The following is a 22,454-nucleotide window of genomic DNA, read 5'->3' on the forward strand; positions in this document are numbered from 1 at the left end:
TATCTGTAATCCATATTGCACCTCTCGTGCAATATAGTATCGCAGCTAAAGCTGACCGACTAAAGTCGGTGGTTTTAACCTTTCATATGGAAAAATAAACTGGGCCTGTTCTCATCATCATTCGGCGCAATCAATATATTAGACATAAAAATCGCGCCGTTTTTTCACAACAAGTCAGATCAATCCACCAACTCCAACACACCTTCAATAATCTGTGATTTCAGTTCGATAATATTGTGGTGGTCACAAGGCAGTGGTATGACAGACAGATGCTGGCAAGCCTGCCCTATCTGGTTATCATCAGCGTGCAGTGCTATCGGTATTTTTCCCTGCTTGTTTAATTGAGCGTGGAACTCCGGCAACTGAGTCGCTTTAAATAGAGTGACCGGGCTATGTTGCAGAGGTTGCGAGAGCTCATTCTGGCAAATCGCATCGTCCGCAGGGCCTGCCTCCAGCGCTCGTACCGCTGCATCCCCTTCCAGCCCCAGCTCCTGTAATAGCATCTGCCGCCAGCTTGGATGTAAAGCCCCCAGACTGACTTGATAGAAGCTGTCCAGCAGGTAGAGATGGATATCACGTATCCCTCTGGCTTCCAGTTGTGATGCAATCTCCAGAGCAATTAACCCACCCATTGACCACCCCAAAATACGTACAGGGCCTTGTGTCAATGACTGATACCGTTCCATTTGCTCCAGATAGAAACTGGCTATGTCACGCAGTGAAGTGATTAATGGCCGATGGTACAGGTTGTAATTATCCACACCCAGACACGTCAGTTTGCCATCCAGCGTTCTGGCGATGTCCAGATAAACTTCACATCCCGCCATAGCCGGATGGATCATCCATAACGTTTCTTTAGCTGAACCGTTATTCAATGGCTGGATCAGTTGATATTCAAGGCTTTCAAGAATGCCGCGGATGCTGCGCCGCTTGAACAATTCCATCACGGTGACTGCCTGCCCCAGCAAGGTCGACATCTGCTGGCAGACCGGAATAGCCAAAATGGACGTTCCACCACATTCAAAAAAGTCATCGTTTACGCCAACGTGATCCAGCTCCAGTTTCTGCTGCCATAACTGACAGAGTTGCTGCTCCTGTTCAGTCTGTGGCGGTTGATACTGATGCTGTTTTGGCGCGATATAATTTAGCGCCGACAATTGCTTACGGTCTATCTTGCCGCTGGAATTCAACGGCAGTTCTGGCATATGCACCAGTACAGCAGGAACCATATACGACGGCAACACTTGTGCGAGATGCTGGCGTAAATCGTTTTCATCCAGAAGTTCGTCACTGACGTAATAGGCGGCCAGACTATCAGATAAGCCACTGATTTTAACCAAAGCACACTGGCGAATGTCCTTCATTGCCATCAGCGTATTTTCAATTTCCCCCAATTCTATCCGATGACCATTGATTTTGACCTGACTGTCTATTCGTCCCAGAAACTCAATGTTGCCATCCGGTAACCAGCGCCCTAAATCGCCTGTCCGATACAGACGTTCACCACTGATAGGATGATATAGGAAACGTTCTTCTGTACGTGCCGGGTCCTGATAGTAGCCAATAGCCACACCTATCCCGCCGATATACATCTCACCGATGGCCTGAGCCGGTACAGGTTCCAGATCTTTATCCAAGAGAAGGAAGAATTGATTCGCCAATGCCTTGCCATAAGGGATACTCTGGTTATAACTGGCGCCTTGTGGTACTTCGAATAAAATCGACCACACCGAAGCCTCAGTGACCCCGCCGCCACTGAAAATGCGGCAACCGGGGAGCCAGTCACGGCAGCGCTGTATATGATTAACCGGTACCCAGTCGCCGGATAACAGAACACGATCCATCGCCACGTTAGGCCGTTCTGCCAATATTTCCACTTCCTGCAATAGCAATTCAAACAACGCAGGTGCCGCATTCCAGATCGTGACGCCATGCTCACGAATTAATCTGAGTAAGGTTGCTGGCTGGTATCGCTGTTCTTCGCTTGGGATCACCAGATTTCCGCCTACACCTAAAACGCCGAATATGTCATAAACTGACAAATCAAAGCACAAGGCATTAAGAGCCAGCAAAGTATCTCCCCGCACAACATTCAATTTACGGTTGATGTCTATCAATGTGTTGTTAGCCGTGTCATGGCGAACAGCAACGCCTTTCGGTGTTCCCGTGGAGCCAGAGGTGAAAATGACATAGGCCAGACTGTCACAGGGGATCGGCACAGGCAATGACATCGGTTTAGGCTCAGTCAAATGAATGGCGCAACCATAAGGATCGAGCTGGATAATTTCACAAGTTTCGGCTGTCCATGCTTTACTACTGATCAGCAACTGCGTACCTGTCTGATCAATGATCTGTTGGCAACGTTTCTGCGGCCATGAAATATCCATCGGTACGTAAGCTCTCCCTGCCAGCAAGACAGCCAGAACAGCAATGATCTGCGCCCTGCCTTTACTGACCTGAATGGCGATAAGTTCAGATTGATTACGCGGATGTTGATGGATTTGCGCGGCCAGTGTCTGTGCAGCCTGAAGTATTTCAGCATAGCTGCATTGGCCGATAGTATCAATTAAGGCAATGTCATTTGGCTGCTGCCGAGTCCAATCGAGGATCCCCTGATACAATGGGTAACTGTAGAGAGAAGCATCCTGTGTTTCCATTGGCGGCTGCAACAGAGCCATTCTCTCTTCCGATGAATACAGACTGATGTCTTGCACCAATTGTTCTGGATGAGCCACCATCTGCATCAATATATTCTGGAAGTGCTGGACCATGTCATTGATGGTTTCTGGCGCAAACAAAGCCTTAGCGTAGTTAATGTTGCCAGCCAGCGCATCATTACCCTCTTCAAACCCGAAGCTGAGGTCAAACTTGGCGACATCATATAACTCCGCCAGATTTTGCATGATGAAAGGTGCATTAGCATCAGTCGCTTTCTGTTCCAGCGCGAAAGAGATCTGAAATAGCGGATGGCGTGATAAATCACGTTTTAACTTCAGGAATTCGACCAATTTTTCGAAAGGCATATCTTGATGCTGCTGGCTGCTAATGGTGTTGGCAAAGACCTGACGAATTTGTTCAGCTACACTCCATTCTGGTGATACCTGGTTACGCAGTACCAACATATTAACGAACATGCCAATCAGTGGCTCCAACTGCGGGTGTGAGCGGTTGGCTATCGGGCTACCAACGACAATATCGTGCTTGCTGCAATACCTGACCAACAGGAAATTCATACCCGTCAACAAGACCGCATGTAAGGTCACATCCAATTGGCGCGCCAATTGCCGCAGTTGCTGGCTTAACTGAGGTGTAAGGGAGAAGAAAGTCGTGCCGCCACGATGGTCAAAAATATCAGGGCGCGGATAGTCGCAGGGAAGTTCCAATTGAGGGCAATTTTGCAACTGTTTTAGCCAGAATTGTTTTAGCTGTTCCAATTTATCGCTAGACAGCATCTGTTGGTGCCAAGCTGCGTAATCCATATATTGGATAGATAACGGCGGTAGTGCGGGTGGGCGGTTGTCCAATTCAGCACCATAAAACTCTGCCAACTCCCTTAAAAACACATTCAACGACCAGCCGTCAAAACTGATGTGATGAATGTTGAGCAGACAGAAATGAGACACATGTCCATCTGATTCTATTCGTTGTAACAGCGTCGCCCGGATGGGGTATTCGTAGCGTAAATCAAAGATACGTAAAATCTCCTGCTGCAAGAAATCATGCCACTCATCCGTCTGCACTTCAGCATGGGCGACCACCAGTGCCTCATCATGGGCTTGCAGGAAAGATTCTCCATTATCATCTTGCTCAAAGGTACAACGTAATATCTGATGGCGTTGCACCACAGCTTGCAAACTATGAACAAAGCTGTCCATCTGAATATCTGTCTGTAAGCTGAATAACAGGGGAATGTGGTAAACATTGTTTTCCTGCATCAGCGTTTCGATAAACCAGAGTCGCATTTGTGAAAAAGACAGAACTCCACGTTGCAACCCTGTTTTCGGGATCACTTCAAGGTGTGTGCAATTATCGGATAGGAAGGTACTCAGGGATCGGACAGTAGGATGCCGATTCAACGCCACCAATGGGATTTCACACTGCAATGACTGACTCAGGCGATTACTCAACTGGATAGCCATAATGGAATTGCCGCCCAGTCGGAAAAAGTTATCGTCTATACCAATACGTTCGCATTGCAGCAGTTCCGCCCAGATATCACAACACTGTTGTTGCAGCGGTGTTTCAGCAGAGATGTATTTCTGCTGTGCATCCGTAAACGTAGGTGCCGGGAACAGGCGGCGATCCAGTTTGCCATTAATAGTCATCGGAATGCGGGCTAATGGAATCAATGCACTGGGTTGCATATAGTTAGGCAACACCTGTGCCAATGTCTGCCGGATCTCGGACGAAAGATCATCACTGGTCGATATACTGCCGTTTGACATACTGTCGTTCAACGTATAGTAACAGACTATTTTTGGGGATTCCTGACCATGAATGATAGCCACAGCCTGATCAACACCGGGGATATCGGCGAGCACACTCTCGATTTCTCCAAGCTCGATCCGATACCCTCGAATCTTCACCTGACTGTCATTACGACCGAGATATTCCAACGATCCATCATCCAGCCAGCGCACAATGTCGCCCGTGTGGTATAAGCGTGAATGATCTGAATGCTGTTGGAATGGATTAACAACGAATTTTTCACGGCTCAATTCTGGTTGATTCAAATAACCGCGAGCCAATCCCACACCGGATAGGAACAACTCACCGGGCGCACCAACCGGCAATGGTTGCAGATTACTATCCAGCACATAAGCCCCACATTGCGCCAACGGCTTGCCGATGTTACACGCGCCATTATAGTGATAAGGGTTAACGGTGCAGCAGACACTCGTTTCAGTCGGGCCATAGCAGTTAAAGACATTACGCCCCTGAGCCGCGTAGTGATCCAACACATCCTGAGAGGAGGCTTCACCACCCACCGCCAGCCATTGCAGGCTATCCGGCAACGTCGGTTTGAGTTTGAGCAGCACAGGCGGCAACATCGCATAACCAATCTGCCACTTCTGCAATAACGTTTGCAATTCCTGCAAGTCATAACGCTGTACGTCAGATGCTACCACCAGCGAATGTCCACCCACAAATGCCGGGAAAATCTCCATCAGATGGGCATCAAACACAATAGAAGCAAATTGCAGGAAGCGAATGCCTGGCTGCGTCATTTCCATTCTGGTAAACAGACTACGCGCCATGACAGCAGAACCCCGGTGTTCCACCAGCGTACCTTTCGGCTTACCTGTCGTGCCTGATGTGTAAATAACATAAGCCAATTGCCTTGGTTCCACCTGTGGCAGTAACGATTGTATATCGCCTGTGGCCTCTGTATCCGCCAATTTTCTCAGGTATAGCTGTTGTAGACCGGGGCGCTCAAACAGAGGTGCCAAATCTGGCTCAGTCAGTACCAACTGGATTTGGCTGTCCTGTAGGATGTAATCCAATCTCTCTGCAGGAACATTTGTGTCCATCGGCACATAAGCCGCCCCAGCTTTAAGGATCGTCAGCAAGGCTACGATCATGTCAATACCACGTTCACAACACAGGCCAATCAATTCACCGGAAGCTAATTCACGCTGGAAAAGCCGGCGATAGGTAGCCCGCAGCCGAACTGCCTGACGTGATGAGAGATCATCCAGTTCTTGATAGCTTAATGTCCGGTAATCGTCCATTAACGCCGAATTTTGCGGTGTTAATCGCGCCTGCCTTTCCAGTAAACCATGCAGCGTCATCGGTTCCCATGTTTCTGAAGCCGCAAAAGCCCACTCTTCCAACAGTTGCCGACGTTTGTCATCACTCAGCGCCAATAACCGCTGATGAGGATAATGAAGATGGGAAGGAAGACGAGCCAGCAATACGCCCAACATTTGCAAAATGGCGTTGGCACGTTTGGCATCAAGGCTATTCTGGTTATAGGACAGAGATAGTGTCAAACCTTGTTCTACATCGCCCTCAGCAATCAGATTCAAGGGGTAGTCAGTAGTATTGCCACTGGCAGCCCGCAGATTGGCTCGCATGGTATCCAATTCTGTCGTTGGATAATTTTCATAGACAAAGATAGTTTGAAACAGTTTTTCACCCGCAGATTGTAATTCGGCCAGTGGCTGATAACTGTAAGTATCCAAATCAATCATACGTTGATGAAGAGTACGAAGCTGTTGCAGACAGGTTGATTGCGGCTCCCAATCCATCACCAGTGGCAATGTATTGATAAACAACCCGACACTACGCTCTATGCCTGATACTGGATGATTACGGCCAGACAAGGTGATACCAACGATGGTTTGTGATTGTTGGCTAAACAGATGTAATAACTTGTGCCAGACGAATTGAAGCATGACATTGAGTGTCAAGCCATGGTTGCGGGCGGTTTCCTGTAATGACAAAGCCACTGCATGAGGCAATGCCTGACATGCTACCGCCTGAATATCAGGCGTTTCATTACCGGAGGAATTCCGTGCATCACGAGCCAACAACAGGGAAATATCCGTACTCTCCCAATGCTGAGTCCCCAACTTTTGCCAGTGATGGCGGCACTCTGCAACCTGACTGGCGTAATAACGCTGGGTCGCCAGATAAGAAATATCGATGCGGGTATCTGGCATTTGTCCCGCCTGTAACTGCTGGTAAGTGCGATGGACATATTCCAGTAATATCTGGCTGCTCCAACCATCAATGATAATGTGATGACTGGTGTGGATCAGGCTGTATCGGTCTGCTGCCAATTTAACGAGACAAACCCGCATAAGCTCCGGTTTATTCAGTTCGAAAGAGTCGTTGTATTGTTGTTGGCAAAGCTCAGTCAGTTCCTGCTCCTGTGCAGAATGGGTACTGAGATCATGGTATTGCCATAATAATTCAGCATGTTTGGACACAATTTGCAGCGGCTGTTCCTGCCAGTCAAAGCCTGTACGCAACACCGGATATCGTTGCTGGGCGTATTCCCAAGCACTGTAATAATTATTCAGATCGATCGGTTGTTCGTAATCCAAGACAAACTGAAAGTGGTAGGTCGAGTTATCTGGGTAACTCAGATAATGGTGGATAAATCCTTGTTGCAGACTGTTAGCGGGATAAACAACGACTGGCTCCAATCCTGCCGGTAATCGGGACAGCAATGCGGCATTAATCCCACCATCCATTTCCTGCTGAGTCGTATTGGCTGATGATGCCATAGTGTCGATAAGCGATATCAATGCTATTTGGAAGCTGTGATCCAACTGAGCAAGCTGCGATTGGCTGAGTAAGCCATCCCAGCGATAGTGCAGCTCTTGGCCGATAAGCCAGATATTGAGGGTAAGCAAACCGGAATCAACATTGTGTGGATTAATGGTCTGTCCGGCCGATTCTGCACTAATCTGCCAATCACTTTCAGGCGCCTGTAGCTGCCCCAGATAATTGAACACTACGGCAGGATAAGGCGCTGACAGAGCAGGTTCCTCCCCCCCCAAACTGCGCAATGCACCGTATGAAATGCCTGAATCCGGTATACCTGCAAGAGTGGCATGAACTTGCTGCAATGAAATCGCCTCTTCACCCTCAGCAGAAAAATGCAGGGGATAGAGAGACGTAAACCAACCAACCGTACGGCCAACATCCAACTGTATCGATGGCAAATGGCGGCCATGACCTTCCAGAAGCAGCGTATGGTTCGATATTCCACTGAGATTGCCCAGTGCATGTAAAAGTGCAGTCAGCAATACCTCATTGGGAGCAAAGCTTGCTGCACCCTTGGTCACATCCAGTAAACGAATACTGGCGGCAGGCTGTAAAGTTTGTTGCAGAAATTGACGAGTGTGGCTGGCCTCCAATAATGGCCGATAATCAGATTGTAAAACACACTGCTGCAGCCAGAATTCACGCTGAGATTCGAAGCTGGAGAGCTGTTCCGTCAGGGCTGTCTGCCATTGCCGATAACTGGCAGTTTTGGCACCAAGATTGTCGCCATGATAAAGCTGTTTTAAATCATCAAGTACTATGCGCCATGACACGGCATCAACAATCAGATGATGCAAGGCACAGTAAATGCGCGCTGAACCATCCGCATAGCCATCAATATAGGCAAAACGCCACAATGGGCCAGCCGCAATATTAAAATCACTTTGCCAGCTATCCAGACGGTCATTGAATGCTTCATCGGTCAACTGGTCATAATGGCAAATCTCCAGCGCCGTTGGTACGACCTGCTTGATACCCAGATAAAGCTGACATTCAGCAGGAATAAATCTGGCTCGCAGCATATCGTGCCGTTCCATCAACGCTTGAATCGCTGCTTCCAGCTTCTGCGGTTGCAAAGGTGGCACCCGAATCAAGAAAGCCTGATTCCAGTGATCCGGTTCAGCAAACGCCTGTTCGAAAAACCAATGCTGAATAGGATGAAGAGGAAAATCACCCTGTAGAACTCCCTGCTCGGAATGCTTCATCTGGCAATCAGGGGTAGCCGCCAACTGTACTGCCAGTTCGGCAATCGTGCGACATTGATATAACAGTTTGGTGCTGCATGGCAACTGCTGGCGACGCATTTCTGAAACCAAACGGATAGCGGAAATGGAATCTCCCCCCAGATGGAAAAAATCGTCATCAATCCCTATTTCGTCCAAACCCAGAATCCCTTGCCAGAGATTTTGCAGCCGATGCTCTAACTCCGTTTCTGCGGCACGATAAACATAACGGCTCTGTTTAAAATCGGGTTCTGGTAACGCCACAGCATCCAACTTGCCACTAATCGTCATCGGCAAGGATGCCAGTTGTACGAATGCAGATGGCATCATATAATCCGGCAGGGAAAGCTGCAAAGTACGGCGTATGCTATCTTCATTTAAGGTAATATCTGACACATAGTAGAGCACAATGTGCGAGCGATCCTTACCGCGTACCTGCGCTGTGCATTGACTCAGCCCAGATGCCGCAATAAATACCTGCTCAATTTCAGCCAGTTCAATGCGATGCCCATGAATTTTTACCTGAAAATCCTTGCGTCCCAGATATTCCAGCTCCCCATTCGGCAACCAGCGCGCCTGATCACCCGTGCGGTAGAGCCGCTGATCATCGGAATGTTGAGCAAACGGGTTGGCAATGAATGCCTTGGCTGTTAATTCCGGCTGCCCCAAATATCCTCTGGCCAGCACGGCGCCAGAGAGATAAAGCTCACCGCTCATGCCCATCGGGACTAACTGCAACTGCTCATCCAATATATAAGCCTGAATGCCGGGAAACGGACGACCAATATTATGGGCACCATCCCACTGATAATGGTGCGTAGTGACACATACGCTGGCTTCCGTGGGGCCATAGGCGTTAAATATCCGCCGCCCCTGCATGGCGTAGTGATCCAGAATGGCTTGAGGTGTTGATTCCCCTCCCACCAGAATATTTTGCAATCGGGCAGGTAACACCGGTTTTGTTTTCAACAGAGTGGGAGGGAAAGTGGCTATTTCAACTTGATAAGTTTCAATTAATTTTATCAACAAGTCAGGATCATGGCGCTCTTCTTCTGAAGCAACCACCAATGTATGACCAAAACACAATGCCATGAAGGTTTCGAACACATGGGCATCAAATGCCAGCGAAGCAAACTGTAGCCAGCGTTGAGGTTGTTCAATGCCCTTAATCACCTTGGCATATAGACCATCCAACATGAGTAATACCCCACGATGTTCCAGCAGAGTCCCTTTCGGACGGCCTGTCGTGCCAGAAGTATAGATGGAGTAGGCCAATGAATTCGGCTTTGAGGCAGCTATCGGCGCGCTGGCTGGCTGATCACAATAATCATCCCCATGGCTGCCCAATGTCAGCAAAGCCAGGTTTTGCCCGTAATCACGCAATATAGGCTGATGCGCCATATCCGTAATTGCCAGCCGGGATTGACTATCGGTCAGAATATAGGCCAGCCGTTGCGTTGGGACTTGCGGATCAAGAGGCAGATAGGCCGCTCCCGCTTTCATCACGGCCAGCATGGCAACCACCATATCAACCCCACGATTCATAAAAATCGGCAATAATGTATCAGGGGCTAATGATTGTCCTGTTGTTTGCAGATAGCGTTCCCGTATCAACTGAGCCAGTTGGTTACTACGTTGTTCCAATTCCGCATAACTGAATTGCTGCTGGTTATCAATCAACGCGATTTGTTGTGGATGCAAGCAAGCCTGCTGTTGAAACTTTTCATGAATCGTTGTTTCCGGGACATCGGCCTGCTCTCCCTGATGACCATATTTCAGTAAGGCCATACGCTGATCCGGCGTCAGGAACGAAAATTGTCGGATTGGTTTTTCTGGATTTGTCAGGGCATTAACCAGTAATTGCTGGAACTGCTTAGCCAAAGCAGTAATTTGTTCAGGGTGGAAACGGCTGCGTGGGTAGCGGATACGGAAAGCCCATTGATCACCTTGCTGCTGATATTCCAGCGCCCATTCCGAATCAGCCAAGTCGTTGTTGAAACGGTGATTGTAATTAACTTCACAACCCTCCAGTTCCAGACAGAAATCCTTGAAATGAGCTTGATTTACAACGACATTTAACTTACGGATAGGGGTAACGGGTAACACCTTAAAAAGTGGCCAATATGAGCAACGCAGACCGGATGGTGTCTTCAATGATGAGGTATAATTTAACGCATGCTGGTAAAGCGAAGCAAAGCTGGCTGTATCATCCAATTGTAAGGGAAAAACAGCGGTGTTGATTTGGGCACCCAATGAAAGAGACTCTCCCCCTGCCACGGCAACAGGATAACTGACGTGAACCTTTCCATCAGGTATATATTGAGCAATCAGTGCCGCCCACAACGTTTTGAACACCAGAAATGGCGTACAGTGCCGCAGAGAACGTTTAAGGTGCTGCCAATCACTTAATGGCAGATTGAAACGAACCTCTCCGATCAGTTCCTGTTCATCTTTCGCCAGTTCTGATAAATAAGGCAACGGATTAGTTGCTGCCACATCAGCCAGACATGTTTTCCAGAACTGTTCCGGCTGATGTTCTTCCAATATTTTGATCTGCTGACGATATTGTGCAAACTTTTCCGCAACTTGCTCTAGTGTCAGCGGGGTATGACGCAGGGGGCGCTGATTATACAAATCCGATATAGCGTGATAGAGCTCTTCGGTACTCCCTCCATCCACTACAATATGGTGCAATACAATGACCAATTGAAATTGTCGCTCTGACTGTCGGAACAATCCAAACCGGATAAGTGGCCCTTGCCTTAAATCAAATGGTTGTGAAACAAACTGAGGCAGTTTTTTTTCACAGTCAAAAAGTTGTAGGGGATTAAGGCTATTCGAACCAGATTTCCAATATAATTCACTACTTTCTTCATCAAGCTGATACTGAAATAATGGATATTGATTCATCAATCCCTGTATAGCCGATCTCAATTTACTTTCATCTAAATCGCCCTGAATCGTTTGGTCTATGACCATATGGTATTTAACTGAGTCAGGTTCAAGAATCCATTCATTCCAAAATAGGCGTGTAAATGGAGAGGCCAGAATGCTATCCATACGGATACTCCTTTCGAATTTATTATTAAATAAAAACTTGTTTACCTGACCAGAGATCAGGTAATTACTTTTTGAATCAGTCCTGGCGATAAATTAGAAAAGCAATACCTCAGCATCCTCATACCTAAATTGGCTGCTAGGTAGATATTGTGAGTTATCGTCGTTATAAGAATTTTTAATTAGGCAGGCATCCTGCTTTGGAAACATATTCAGGCTATTGTTTGATTAAATATAAACCCTTGCTGTCTCTTTTTTATTAGTCTTCATCCTTGATATAACGGTGAATATAAGTGAAGGTTATCCTAGTGGTTTCTTTTTAAAACAATGATCTTATAAATAATACAAACTGGAAATTAATCATAAATCATTAATAAATAACATCTAACACACTAACAGATTTATTATTCCGCCCAGTGCAATAAATACAGAATAAAATAAATAAAATTTAACCAGCGATAGCTTTTTTTATTAAAAAATCGAGTTTGCTAGCAAACAACTTATTCGCAAAAATATACTTTCATATCAAAATCAAATAAATATCATTTTAAGTAATACAACAATCATAAAATATCTAACAAAATAGAAAAATAATCATTTTTATGTACTATGGAAATCATGGGAATATTATTAAAGATATAAATAACCATTGGTTATTATTTAATATTGTTATTTTTAGGATGGTAATTACAAGATAGGAAAACAGACGATAAAATTATTGATTTCACATCATCAAATTTATATCCGCTCAAAATAATTTGACGAACAGTTATATCAATGGAGAAAGGGGGAAGAGAAAACACTTATGGAGGGAATAAAAATCATGGGAAGCAAATCACTCAATCCTCTTATCGTTCAGCACGTAACGGACAGGAGAAATCTCTGCCAAAACTGGCAGGTTTTTGCCACGAGAAAAAAAGAGCGGGCTACAGGACTCATCTGACTAAGTTTGTTGGATCTGCTGCTCAAACGTCATATGGCAAGACGGTTATTTCCCGCAGTTTCGTTGTTCAAGGCAGCTCAAAATACGAGTATATGGTTATGGCCAATATTAGAAATATGCGATATGTGTAACTGTCTTTTTGTCTAATACTCCTAAGTTGTCTTTCAAAAAGGGAGCACAGGGCGTTGAAAATCGACCGAACTGGCTAACTCTTTTCCTTGAATGAGATATTTAGCCATAAAGGCCAACAAATAATCTTTACCTATTCTTGAAATAAGAATATCAAGGATACTAGGTTCGAAAACATGAATAACCAAGTTGTTGTTTTCACCAAACCCATAAGTTCTTAAAAACAAAATATCAGAAACATGAACAGCGTCTAATTGAGTATAACGTGCAGCATACATTTTTCCTTTTTCCCACGTATAAAAATATTCTTTTCTCTGTCAATAAAAAAAGATGTAGGTTTATGTAAAAAAAAACAAATATAAATAAATAGAGTTATCAATAATAAAAAAGGGGAAACACCTCATCTAATAATAAATTTCGCCACACTGTGGATTTTTCATAAAATATATTATCCATATAGCGAATATAAAAATATTGGGATAAAAATATACTTGTTGAATCATAAATATATTCATACACCTTAAGATAACTTGGAAATTTAGGATTTAAATAAAATTTATCCCGTATTCTTCTTTAACATCGTTGACTATTTCTAAATATATTTCTTCATTAAGCCTTTCTACATCGGGATCCCGCCCGCTGAGAGTATCATTGAGATGTGAACTCTCCTCACTAACCGCTTCCTCCAGTTTCATCAAGTCATCAATTTTCCACTGATAATAATATTCAAACTGATTCACTACTTACTCCTTTCCCCTTAAAGAAAAGCTACACGCTGTGCTAACTCTCATTTCTTTCTCAAACAAAATTAAAATATGTAATAGAAAAAAACCGTATTTACAGATGATAAAAACACCCAATTATAAATACATAAAACAAAGAACTACCGAACGTTAATTTATTTTTATAAATTCAAAAAATTTAGATAAAAATATTTTTTATTATTATTCATAACACCATAAAATAACACTATAAAAACAAAATAAATCGTCTTTTAATAAATACATTATGAATTGGTATTATTTAATTAGCAATTGACATAAATTAATAATATATAAATAATTTTACATTAATGGATGTCCAATAGAAAAAACTTAAAAATAATAAACCAATTAAAAATATATTTTAATTACACTAAAAATAAAATTTTAAATTACTATTTATCAAAAATACCCCTATTTATTCATCAGACAATCATCTCTATTTTCCAACTTTATTTATTAATTTACTTTTAAGCGATTGGTTGAATCCGTTCACTATATATCCCTTAAAAAGTGATCTGCATTCCATTTTTATAATTCCATGTGAATTTTATTTGCCTATTAGTTAATCACTCACTATTTATTTTGTTCAACAATACAAAAAATGATTTAACAAAAGTCACCATGTGAGCCAACAACATAACAACGATAAACTTATCTATGGGGAAGTAAAATATGCAGCAAACCATCAATTTTTGGCCTCTGATCGGGATCGCCGTCATCATGATCGGTTTTATCTCTATGTGTTGGCAGGGCTTCTTTTGCTCGCTGTCGCGGTCATGTCATGGCGTGACAAAGCGAATCCCCGTCGTTTAACTACAGGGCTATTTTGGGCACTGTATGGTTTCATCTTTTTAGTAGGGAAATGGAGTGGCGATCTGGTGGCGATTTGGGTCACTGATGAAACTCATGCCCAGAAAATCGCTCATGTCAGTGTTGGAATATTGGTGGTTGTTATGGCACTTCTGGCAGGGTTTGGCGGGGTTCGTTTAGGAAACTATCATCAACGTACACCAGAACAACGGCAAGAAAGTTCTGAACGTCTCGGTAATCACAGCATTTGAGCCTTTCGGTGGGGAAGCAATTAATCCATCATGGGAAGCCAGCAGGCCATTGCAGGGATACCAATTCGCTGATAAGAAAGTTGAAATTTGCCAACTTTCCTGTGTTTTCGATATATCCTTGCAGCAGCTTTATACCGCTATCAATAAGTACCAGCCTGAACTGGTGATTGCTGTCGGGCTGGCGGGAGGCAGAACGGCTATCAGCGTAGAGCGCGTCGCAATTAATATCAATGATGCAAGAATTCCTGATAATGCAGGCAATCGCCAATTGATACCCCCGTTATTGCGGGTGGCCCTGCCGCTTATTTTTCTACTCTGCCCATCAAGGCAATCGTGAAAGCGTTAAATACAGCAGGTATTCCCGCTTCGGTTTCCCAAACCGCCGGAACCTTTGTATGTAATCATGTTATGTATGGCTTATTGCATCATTTAACTCAGAATTATCCTTCCATACGTGGTGGATTTATTCACGTTCCTTATTTACCAGAACAATCCGCAAAATTTTCCCATCAACCAAGCATAGCTCTGGAGTTAATGACGAAGGCATTAAAAATCACTGTTGAAACAGCATGGAGCAATAAATCAGATATCACTGTTATAGGCGGGGCAACGCACTGAGCACAAATAAGCCGTCGATAAAAATAAATTAGCCACTAGTTCCAGTGGCTAATTTATTAATTATCACAACGATAAAAGCGAAGATTCAGAAAGGCAGAATACTCAGAAAGGCAATAGTTGGTAGAAATTCAATAGCCAGATCACCACAACCGAAAATATCGCCGCGATAATGTCATCCAGCATGATACCGACCCCGCCTTTTACATAGCGGTCAAACCAGCGGATCGGCCACGGTTTCCACATATCGAAAATGCGGAATACCACAAAGCCAACCAACACCCATTGCCAGTTGAGCACTGGGATTGCCATTAATGTGATCCACATACCAATGAATTCATCCCAAACGACACAACCGGGATCGTCCACCTGCATGGTATCGGCTGCTTTTTGGCAAATCACGCAACCAATGACTGTACCCAACAAGATAGCTAACCAAATTCCCCAGGTAGGCAACTGCACCAACAGTAACCAAAAAGGGATCGCCACCACTGAACCCATTGTGCCCGGCATAATCGGCGATAAACCACTGCCGAAACCCGTCGCCAATAAATGCCACGGATTACTCATTTTTAGGCGGCGTTTCGCATCATCCATGCGTTCCCTCCGTTTGGTCATTTTCTGTCTGCTGTGCTACCGAACAAGGTATTACCGGCTTTTTATCAGTTTTAAAATGGTCAAAGCCTTTCAGATCCAGCTCAATTTCTTCGTTGTTGTTAAAGTAGCGGATACCTTCTGATTCTGGCCTGATTTGCCCAACGCAACAGAAACTTGCGCCTGTATGAGCTAATGCCATATTTAATGCACCACGGTTAAGCTCTGGCACGGTGAAGCACAATTCATAATCTTCCCCACCACTCAACGCCCATTTCAATGCTTGCCCTGGAGCAACATATTGTTGTAGTGCTTCCGAATACGGTAACGCATCCAGATTAATACGTGCGCCACATTGGCTGGCTGTCAGGATGTGATTGAGATCAGAAATCAAGCCATCAGACAGATCAATTGCCGAAGAGGCCAGATCACGCAGTGCCTGCCCCTGTAAAACCCGTGGTTGCGGGCGAAGATGGCGTCTAACCAACCAGTTATGGATCGCGGTATCTTCCACTGTCAGGTGCTCTTGCAACAGAGCAAGTCCTGCAGCACTGTCACCCAACGTCCCGGTCACATAAATCCAGTCTCCGTTCTTCGCACCCGCACGGCGTAACGCCCTACCTGCCGGAACCAAACCATGTACAGTGAGAGTCAAACTCATGGGGCCTTTTGTGGTATCCCCACCGATCAACTGCATACCGTAATAGTTTAGTTGTTCAAACAAACTATCACTGAATCGTTTTAACCAATCCTCATTGACGGTCGGTAACGTTAAAGCAAGAGATGCCCAAGTTGGATCTGCTCCAACAGCAGCCAGATCACTGATATTGACAGCCAGAGCTTTATAGGCCAAATCCTCTGGTGAGATATCAGGAAGGAAATGAACACCAGAAACTAACGTATCCGTTGTTACCGCGAGTTCTTGCTTATCTGCAACGGTCATCAGCGCACAATCATCACCAATCCCTAGACTTACATCACGTCGGCGAATGACATGGCGATTGAAATAACGTGCAATGAGGTCAAATTCACCACATGCCATAATAGAATTCCAAAAATTGACTAACGATGAGCACATAAGGCCGGAATACCGGCCTTATGTATAAAATCATCGAGTTATAATGGGGAACTCCTGACAAGCAATCACTTTTTCTTACGTGCTGCCGGGCCAGCTTTATCCAATACCCCATTCACGAATTTATGGCTATCTTCAGCACCAAACGTTTTTGCCAGTTCGATACCTTCGTTAATAGCCACTTTGTAGGGAACATCATCACGAAAGCTTAGTTCAAACATCGCAACGCGCAAGATGGCTTTTTCCACCTGACCTAACTCTTCAAGTTGACGAGAAAGATAAGGTGCCATCAAAGTATCCAATTTTGTAGCATTGACCGCTACCCCGGATAGCAACTCACGGAAATAGGTGACATCAACACCGGTTACGTCCTGCTCTGACAGAAACTGCAATTCAACATCAGCAATACTATTTTTGGATAATTGCCATGAATAAATTGCCTGGACAGCACACTCACGAGCACGACGACGAGCAGCAGGTTTCACAAAATTCCCCTTAATTAAAACTAGAAAACTCAGCCTTTAATGGCTTTAATTACATTGATCATTTCCAATGCGGTCAAGGCAGCTTCCGCGCCCTTATTGCCCGCTTTAGTGCCAGCGCGTTCAATTGCCTGCTCAATATTTTCGGTTGTCAGAACACCAAATGTAACAGGAATATTGCTGGTCATCGCCACATTAGATAAACCAGAGCTACACTCGCCAGCAACATATTCGAAATGGGCTGTACCACCACGGATAACAGTTCCCAGAGCAATAGCCGCGTCATATTTTTGGGACTCAGCCAGTGCTTTGACCGCCAGTGGCAATTCATAAGCACCCGGAACCCATACTACGGTGATATTGTCTGAAGAAACTTGACCGATACGCTCCAGCGCATCCAAGGCCCCTTCCAGTAGGCTGTCATTTATGAAGTTGTTAAAGCGGGCAATCGCAATGGCGATGCGGGCTTCAGGAGCTGCAACAACACCTTTGATTACGTTCATAGCCGTCCTTATACCTTATTCATATCCGCAGGGGCGCGGATCTTATCACATTCTTTTTCTCTGCGTCTTGATTTATGTTCAAACTTAAATCAAGACGTTCCGAGTACCCGATTTTTATTTCATAATCAGCGCGACCAAGTTGATTGCTTTAATAAACTGGACGCAGGCGTAAGCGCAAATCAGGGCCAACTTGCTTCACATCAAACAGTGTGAATTCAGGCGCATCTGATAATTTCTGCAATTCCGGGATATCAAACAATCCACGAGCACTATTGCCCAATATTTTCGGTGCCATATAAAGAATCAGTTCATCCACTAATCCTAGCGATAACAATGCTCCGGCCAATGCTGGCCCACATTCTGCCCACACCGAGTTCACTTGACGTTTACCGAGTAGCATCATCAACAATACCAGATCAATCCCTGTACTCTGTTCAAGGTTATTTCCAGCCTTATATGCTAAATCTGGTAAGGGACGTGCAGGCAATAAGATTTGATCTGCATTATCGGGCCACATCTGTTCATCAATGGAAGTACGTGCTAACCAACATTGCCCCGTTTGCTGCACAACTTGATGCTGTGGTGTCACACGATTTTGACTATCAACAATAATCCTGATTGGTTGACGTAAATTTTCTTGAGGATAAATTGCCTGAACTTCCGCGCCTAACTCATTCCAGCGGACAGTCAAGGAAGGGTCATCAGCCAATACGGTTGCGCTGGTACTCAGAATTGCGCTGCATTGTGCCCGCAATTTTTGCACGTCTTGACGGGCTTCAGGTGAGGTAATCCATTTACTTTCCCCTGAGGCTAATGCGGTACGCCCATCCAGTGATGTTCCCATTTTGAGTTGCAGATAAGGAAAACCGGTACGCATCCGCTTGAAGAACCCTTTGTTCACCGCTTCTGCTTGTTCCATCATCACACCATGCTCAACAGCAATACCTGCCTGCTGCAACTTATACAATCCCCGTCCGGCAACCTGTGGATTCGGATCTTGCATTGCCGCCACTACGCGACTGACTCCCGCTTCAATCAAAGTATCAGCGCAAGGAGGGGTTTTGCCGTGATGGCTGCATGGTTCAAGAGTCACATAGGCCGTCGCCCCTTTTGCCTTGTCGCCAGCCATACGGAGAGCATGAACTTCAGCATGAGGTTCACCAGCCCGTAAATGAAAACCTTCACCCACAATGTAATCATCCTTAACGATGACGCAACCTACATTCGGATTCGGTGATGTCGTAAATCGTCCCAGATACGCCAATGCCAGCGCACGAGACATATATTTTTCATCTGGGGTCATTTGTGCATTAAGGGTCATTTTTTCATCGGGAGTCATGGTGTTTAGTCTTGTAATTTGGCTATTTCTTCACCGAATTCACGGATATCTTCGAAGCTACGGTAAACAGATGCAAAGCGAATATAAGCGACCTTATCAAGCTTTTTCAGTGCATCCATCACGAAATTCCCGATCATCTTTGACGGAATTTCACGCTCTCCTGTTGCCCGTACCTGTGATTTAATGTGGCTAATCTCTGTTTCCACATCATCAGAGCTGACAGGACGCTTTTCCAGAGCTTTCTGCATTCCGCGACGCAATTTTTCTTCGTCGAAAGGCTCACGAATATCATCACTTTTAATAACTCGCGGCATCACCAGTTCTGCAACCTCAAACGTAGTGAAGCGCTCATGACATTCTAAGCACTGACGGCGACGGCGCACTTGTGAGCCATCCCCAACCAAACGGGAATCAATAACTTTAGTATCAACGGCTGCGCAAAATGGGCAATGCATATCGTTTCCTGACAGTTAACCGAAGGGATAACAGTGTACCTTGAAGTGATAATAAAAACACCCTGTCAGTGAGTACTAACAGGGTGTTTTAGTAAGGTATGCTAAGCAATCAAGGAAGAATGGAAGGCTGATCTGCCCCTTCTTTCTCAACTTTCTGCTGAATCATATGTTCGCGCTTCATACCCAATTTCAACGCCAGTGCTGACGCCACATAGATAGAAGATATTGTACCGATGGAAACCCCGATTAACATTGCCAATGAGAAGCCTTTCAGCATTTCGCCACCAAAGATGTAAAGCATCATCACGACCAACAGTGTCGTTGCTGACGTCATAATGGTACGGCTCAGTGTCTGGGTCAGAGAGACGTTCGTGATTTCATACGAAGTACCACGGCGTATTTTGCGGAAGTTCTCACGAATACGATCCGACACAACGATACTATCGTTCAATGAGTAACCGATAACAGACATCAGAGATGCCACAATTGTCAGGTCAATCTCAATATGGAATAACGACAGTATACCCAATGTAATAACCACGTCATGGGCTAGTGCGATAACCGCTCCCAATGCCAAACGCCATTCAAAACGGAATCCGACATAAATCAGGATACTGATCAGTGCTACCAACAGTGCCATCGCCCCGGTCTGCGCAAGCTCACTGCCTACGCTCGGGCCGACAAATTCAACACGCTTAACGGTTGCTTCTTTATCGATATCGGCATTGATGACTGAGATAATTTTATTACCCAGTTCTTGCCCTGCATTGCCTGATACTGGCGGCATACGAACCATAACATCACGGCTGCTGCCAAAGTTTTGCAAGAGTGCATCAGAAAAGCCATTTTTTGTCAGGCCTTCTCGCATCTTATCAAGATCCGCAGGTTTGCTCAGGTTAATTTCGATTACCGTACCACCAGTAAAATCAAGCCCCCAGTTAAACCCGCGAACTCCTATCATGACAATAGAAGCGACCAATAACAGTAACGAAATACCAAAGGCAACGTTGTCCCAGCGCATAAAGTCGATGACTTTACGCCCATAGTTTAATTGTTCAACAGTGTAATCCTGTGCCACAACGTGCTCCTTAAATTGACAGCTTATTGATACGCTTGCCACCGTACAGCAGGTTCACGATTGCACGTGTTCCCACAATGGCGGTGAACATTGAAGTCGCCACACCGATGCTGGTTGTGATAGCAAAGCCCTTGATAGAGCCTGTTCCCACAGCATACAAGATCACGGCGGTAATCAGCGTAGTCAGGTTTGCGTCGATAATACTGGAGAACGCACCTTTGTAACCTTCATGGATAGCCTGCTGTACAGTGCGCCCGTTACGCAACTCTTCTTTGATACGTTCGTTTATCAAAACGTTCGCATCCACGGCCACAGCAAGTGTCAGGACGATACCTGCAATCCCCGGCATGGTCAGTGTCGCTCCCGGCAACAAGGACATGATACCCACAATCAGAACCAGGTTAGCCAGCAGTGCGCTACTCGCGATAAAACCAAACTTGCGATAGTAAATCACCATGAACAGGATGGAAGAAATCAAGCCCCACAAACATGCCTCAAGACCTTGCTCAATATTCTGCAAGCCCAGAGTTGGCCCGATGGTACGCTCTTCCACAATCTGGATTGGTGCAATCAACGCACCTGCACGTAGCAATAGTGATAACTGACGAGCCTCAGCAGGGTTACCAATTCCCGTAATGCGGAAACTGTTACCCAAGCGTGACTGAATGGTAGCAATGTTGATGACTTCTTCTTTCTTAACCAAAAGTGCTCGGCCGTTAGCATCTTTCTTACCGCTGTCCTTGTATTCTACAAACAGCGTTGCCATTGGTTTTTGCAAATTATCTTTGGTGAAATTAGACATTGCCGTGCCACCAGCACTATCCAAAGAGATATTAACCTGTGGGTAGCCATTCTCATCAGTGCTCGAAGTGGAGTCAGTGATGTGATCACCTGTCAGGATAACACGCTTGTACAGTACAACAGGGTTACCATCGCGGGTATACTGCAATTCTGAATCAGCCGGAATGCGGCCAGCCTGCGCCGCATTCTGGTCAATATTGGAATTGACCAAACGGAATTCCAGTGTTGCGGTTGCACCGAGGATCTCTTTCGCGCGGGCGGTATCCTGAATACCTGGCAGTTCAACAACAATACGGTCAGCACCCTGACGTTGAACCAGAGGTTCAGCAACCCCTAATTGGTTAACACGATTACGCAGAATAGTGATGTTTTGCTGCACAGCATAAGAGCGGGCTTCACGCAGGCGCTCATCACTCATGACAACTTTCAGCACGTTGTTTGCACCCGTGGAGAACACTAAATCACGGTGACGAGGCTCAAGATAGCTGTCAGCTTTAGAACGTGTGTCGCCATCACGGAAACGAACTTCGACGCCGTAATTATCAATTTTGCGGATAGTAGAATAAGGAATGTTTTGATCACGCAACTCAATGCGTAAGCTATCAATGTTCTGTTCTTGTAACTTGCTCAGGGCAGTTTCCATATCCACTTCCATCAAGAAGTGAACACCACCACGCAGATCAAGCCCCAATTTCATCGGCTCAGCACCGACTTTGCTTAACCAGCCAGGTGTCGCAGGTGCAAGGTTCAGCGCTACAACATACTGTTCACCCAATGCAGAAACCAGCGCTTCACGGGCACGGAGCTGAACATCAGAATTACTGAAACGAGCAAGAATTGCCCCATTTTCCAGTGCAATAGACTTGCTCTTGATTTGGTCTTTTTCTAAAACATTACGGACTTGGTCCAGCGTTTTTTCACTGGCGGCGATGCCTCGCGCGCCAGTGATTTGTACAGCCGGATCCTCACCATAAAGGTTGGGAAGTGCATAAAGCAAACCGATGAGGATCGCAGCGATCAGCATCAGATACTTCCACAAAGGATAACGGTTCAACAC

At 45.4% G+C, this 22,454-nt stretch carries 12 protein-coding genes and 2 pseudogenes; 3 read left to right on the plus strand and 11 right to left on the minus strand.

Going from position 1 to position 22,454, the window contains the following annotated elements:
- Positions 1 to 179: 179 nt before the first annotated feature.
- Positions 180 to 11,561 (minus strand): non-ribosomal peptide synthetase, encoded by an 11,382-nt coding sequence (locus tag Xhom_RS47360; protein ID WP_069316853.1) that lies wholly within the window; start codon positions 11,559 to 11,561, stop codon positions 180 to 182.
- Between the two features lie 774 nt (positions 11,562 to 12,335).
- On the opposite strand from Xhom_RS47360, the gene Xhom_RS47365 reads away from it, so the two are divergent.
- The gene (locus Xhom_RS47365) at positions 12,336 to 12,632 is read left to right on the plus strand and encodes a hypothetical protein (RefSeq protein WP_069316854.1); all 297 of its coding nucleotides are present in this window, start codon (positions 12,336 to 12,338) and stop codon (positions 12,630 to 12,632) included.
- Between the two features lie 33 nt (positions 12,633 to 12,665).
- Here the strand turns inward: Xhom_RS47365 and Xhom_RS47370 are convergent, their stop codons facing one another.
- Positions 12,666 to 12,908 (minus strand): hypothetical protein, encoded by a 243-nt coding sequence (locus Xhom_RS47370; protein ID WP_069316855.1) that lies wholly within the window; start codon positions 12,906 to 12,908, stop codon positions 12,666 to 12,668.
- Positions 12,909 to 13,175: 267 nt separating this feature from the next.
- Positions 13,176 to 13,370, minus strand: a complete 195-nt coding sequence (locus Xhom_RS47375; protein WP_069316856.1) for a hypothetical protein — start codon at positions 13,368 to 13,370, stop codon at positions 13,176 to 13,178.
- An 800-nt stretch (positions 13,371 to 14,170) separates the two neighbouring features.
- On the opposite strand from Xhom_RS47375, the pseudogene Xhom_RS47380 reads away from it, so the two are divergent.
- Together Xhom_RS47380 and pcp are read left to right on the plus strand one after the other, a co-directional pair.
- Positions 14,171 to 14,443 (plus strand): annotated as a pseudogene (locus tag Xhom_RS47380) (5-oxoproline transporter, DUF979 family subunit); the annotation flags it as partial.
- A pseudogene (gene pcp / locus Xhom_RS47385) lies at positions 14,427 to 15,073 on the plus strand (pyroglutamyl-peptidase I). The pseudogenes Xhom_RS47380 and pcp, both read left to right, overlap by 17 nt.
- 102 nt (positions 15,074 to 15,175) lie before the next feature.
- Here the strand turns inward: pcp and pgpA are convergent.
- The 8 genes from pgpA to secD form a co-directional block, all read right to left on the minus strand.
- Positions 15,176 to 15,667 carry a phosphatidylglycerophosphatase A gene (gene pgpA / locus Xhom_RS47390; protein WP_069316858.1) on the minus strand — a complete coding sequence of 164 codons (492 nt, stop codon included), beginning with the start codon at positions 15,665 to 15,667 and terminating at the stop codon, positions 15,176 to 15,178.
- The gene (gene thiL, locus Xhom_RS47395) at positions 15,660 to 16,706 is read right to left on the minus strand and encodes a thiamine-phosphate kinase (protein ID WP_069316859.1); all 1,047 of its coding nucleotides are present in this window, start codon (positions 16,704 to 16,706) and stop codon (positions 15,660 to 15,662) included. The genes pgpA and thiL overlap by 8 nt, the downstream gene beginning before the upstream one ends.
- A gap of 101 nt (positions 16,707 to 16,807) precedes the next feature.
- Complete coding sequence (nusB, locus tag Xhom_RS47400; RefSeq protein WP_069316860.1) at positions 16,808 to 17,224, minus strand: transcription antitermination factor NusB; 417 nt, start codon at positions 17,222 to 17,224, stop codon at positions 16,808 to 16,810.
- 29 nt (positions 17,225 to 17,253) lie between these two features.
- On the minus strand, positions 17,254 to 17,724 hold the full coding sequence (gene ribH, locus Xhom_RS47405; RefSeq protein ID WP_069316861.1) for a 6,7-dimethyl-8-ribityllumazine synthase: 471 nt from the start codon (positions 17,722 to 17,724) through the stop codon (positions 17,254 to 17,256).
- 148 nt (positions 17,725 to 17,872) lie between these two features.
- Positions 17,873 to 19,027: a bifunctional diaminohydroxyphosphoribosylaminopyrimidine deaminase/5-amino-6-(5-phosphoribosylamino)uracil reductase RibD gene (gene ribD, locus Xhom_RS47410; protein ID WP_069318482.1), complete on the minus strand. Its 1,155-nt coding sequence runs from the start codon at positions 19,025 to 19,027 to the stop codon at positions 17,873 to 17,875.
- 41 nt (positions 19,028 to 19,068) lie between these two features.
- Positions 19,069 to 19,518 carry a transcriptional regulator NrdR gene (gene nrdR / locus Xhom_RS47415; protein WP_069316862.1) on the minus strand — a complete coding sequence of 150 codons (450 nt, stop codon included), beginning with the start codon at positions 19,516 to 19,518 and terminating at the stop codon, positions 19,069 to 19,071.
- A 109-nt stretch (positions 19,519 to 19,627) separates the two neighbouring features.
- Positions 19,628 to 20,596: a protein translocase subunit SecF gene (gene secF, locus Xhom_RS47420; RefSeq protein ID WP_069316863.1), complete on the minus strand. Its 969-nt coding sequence runs from the start codon at positions 20,594 to 20,596 to the stop codon at positions 19,628 to 19,630.
- Between the two features lie 10 nt (positions 20,597 to 20,606).
- The gene (gene secD / locus Xhom_RS47425; protein WP_071933875.1) at positions 20,607 to 22,454 is read right to left on the minus strand and encodes a protein translocase subunit SecD; all 1,848 of its coding nucleotides are present in this window, start codon (positions 22,452 to 22,454) and stop codon (positions 20,607 to 20,609) included.

Source organism: Xenorhabdus hominickii (genome assembly GCF_002632725.1).
Classification (GTDB): Bacteria; Pseudomonadota; Gammaproteobacteria; order Enterobacterales; family Enterobacteriaceae; genus Xenorhabdus; species Xenorhabdus hominickii.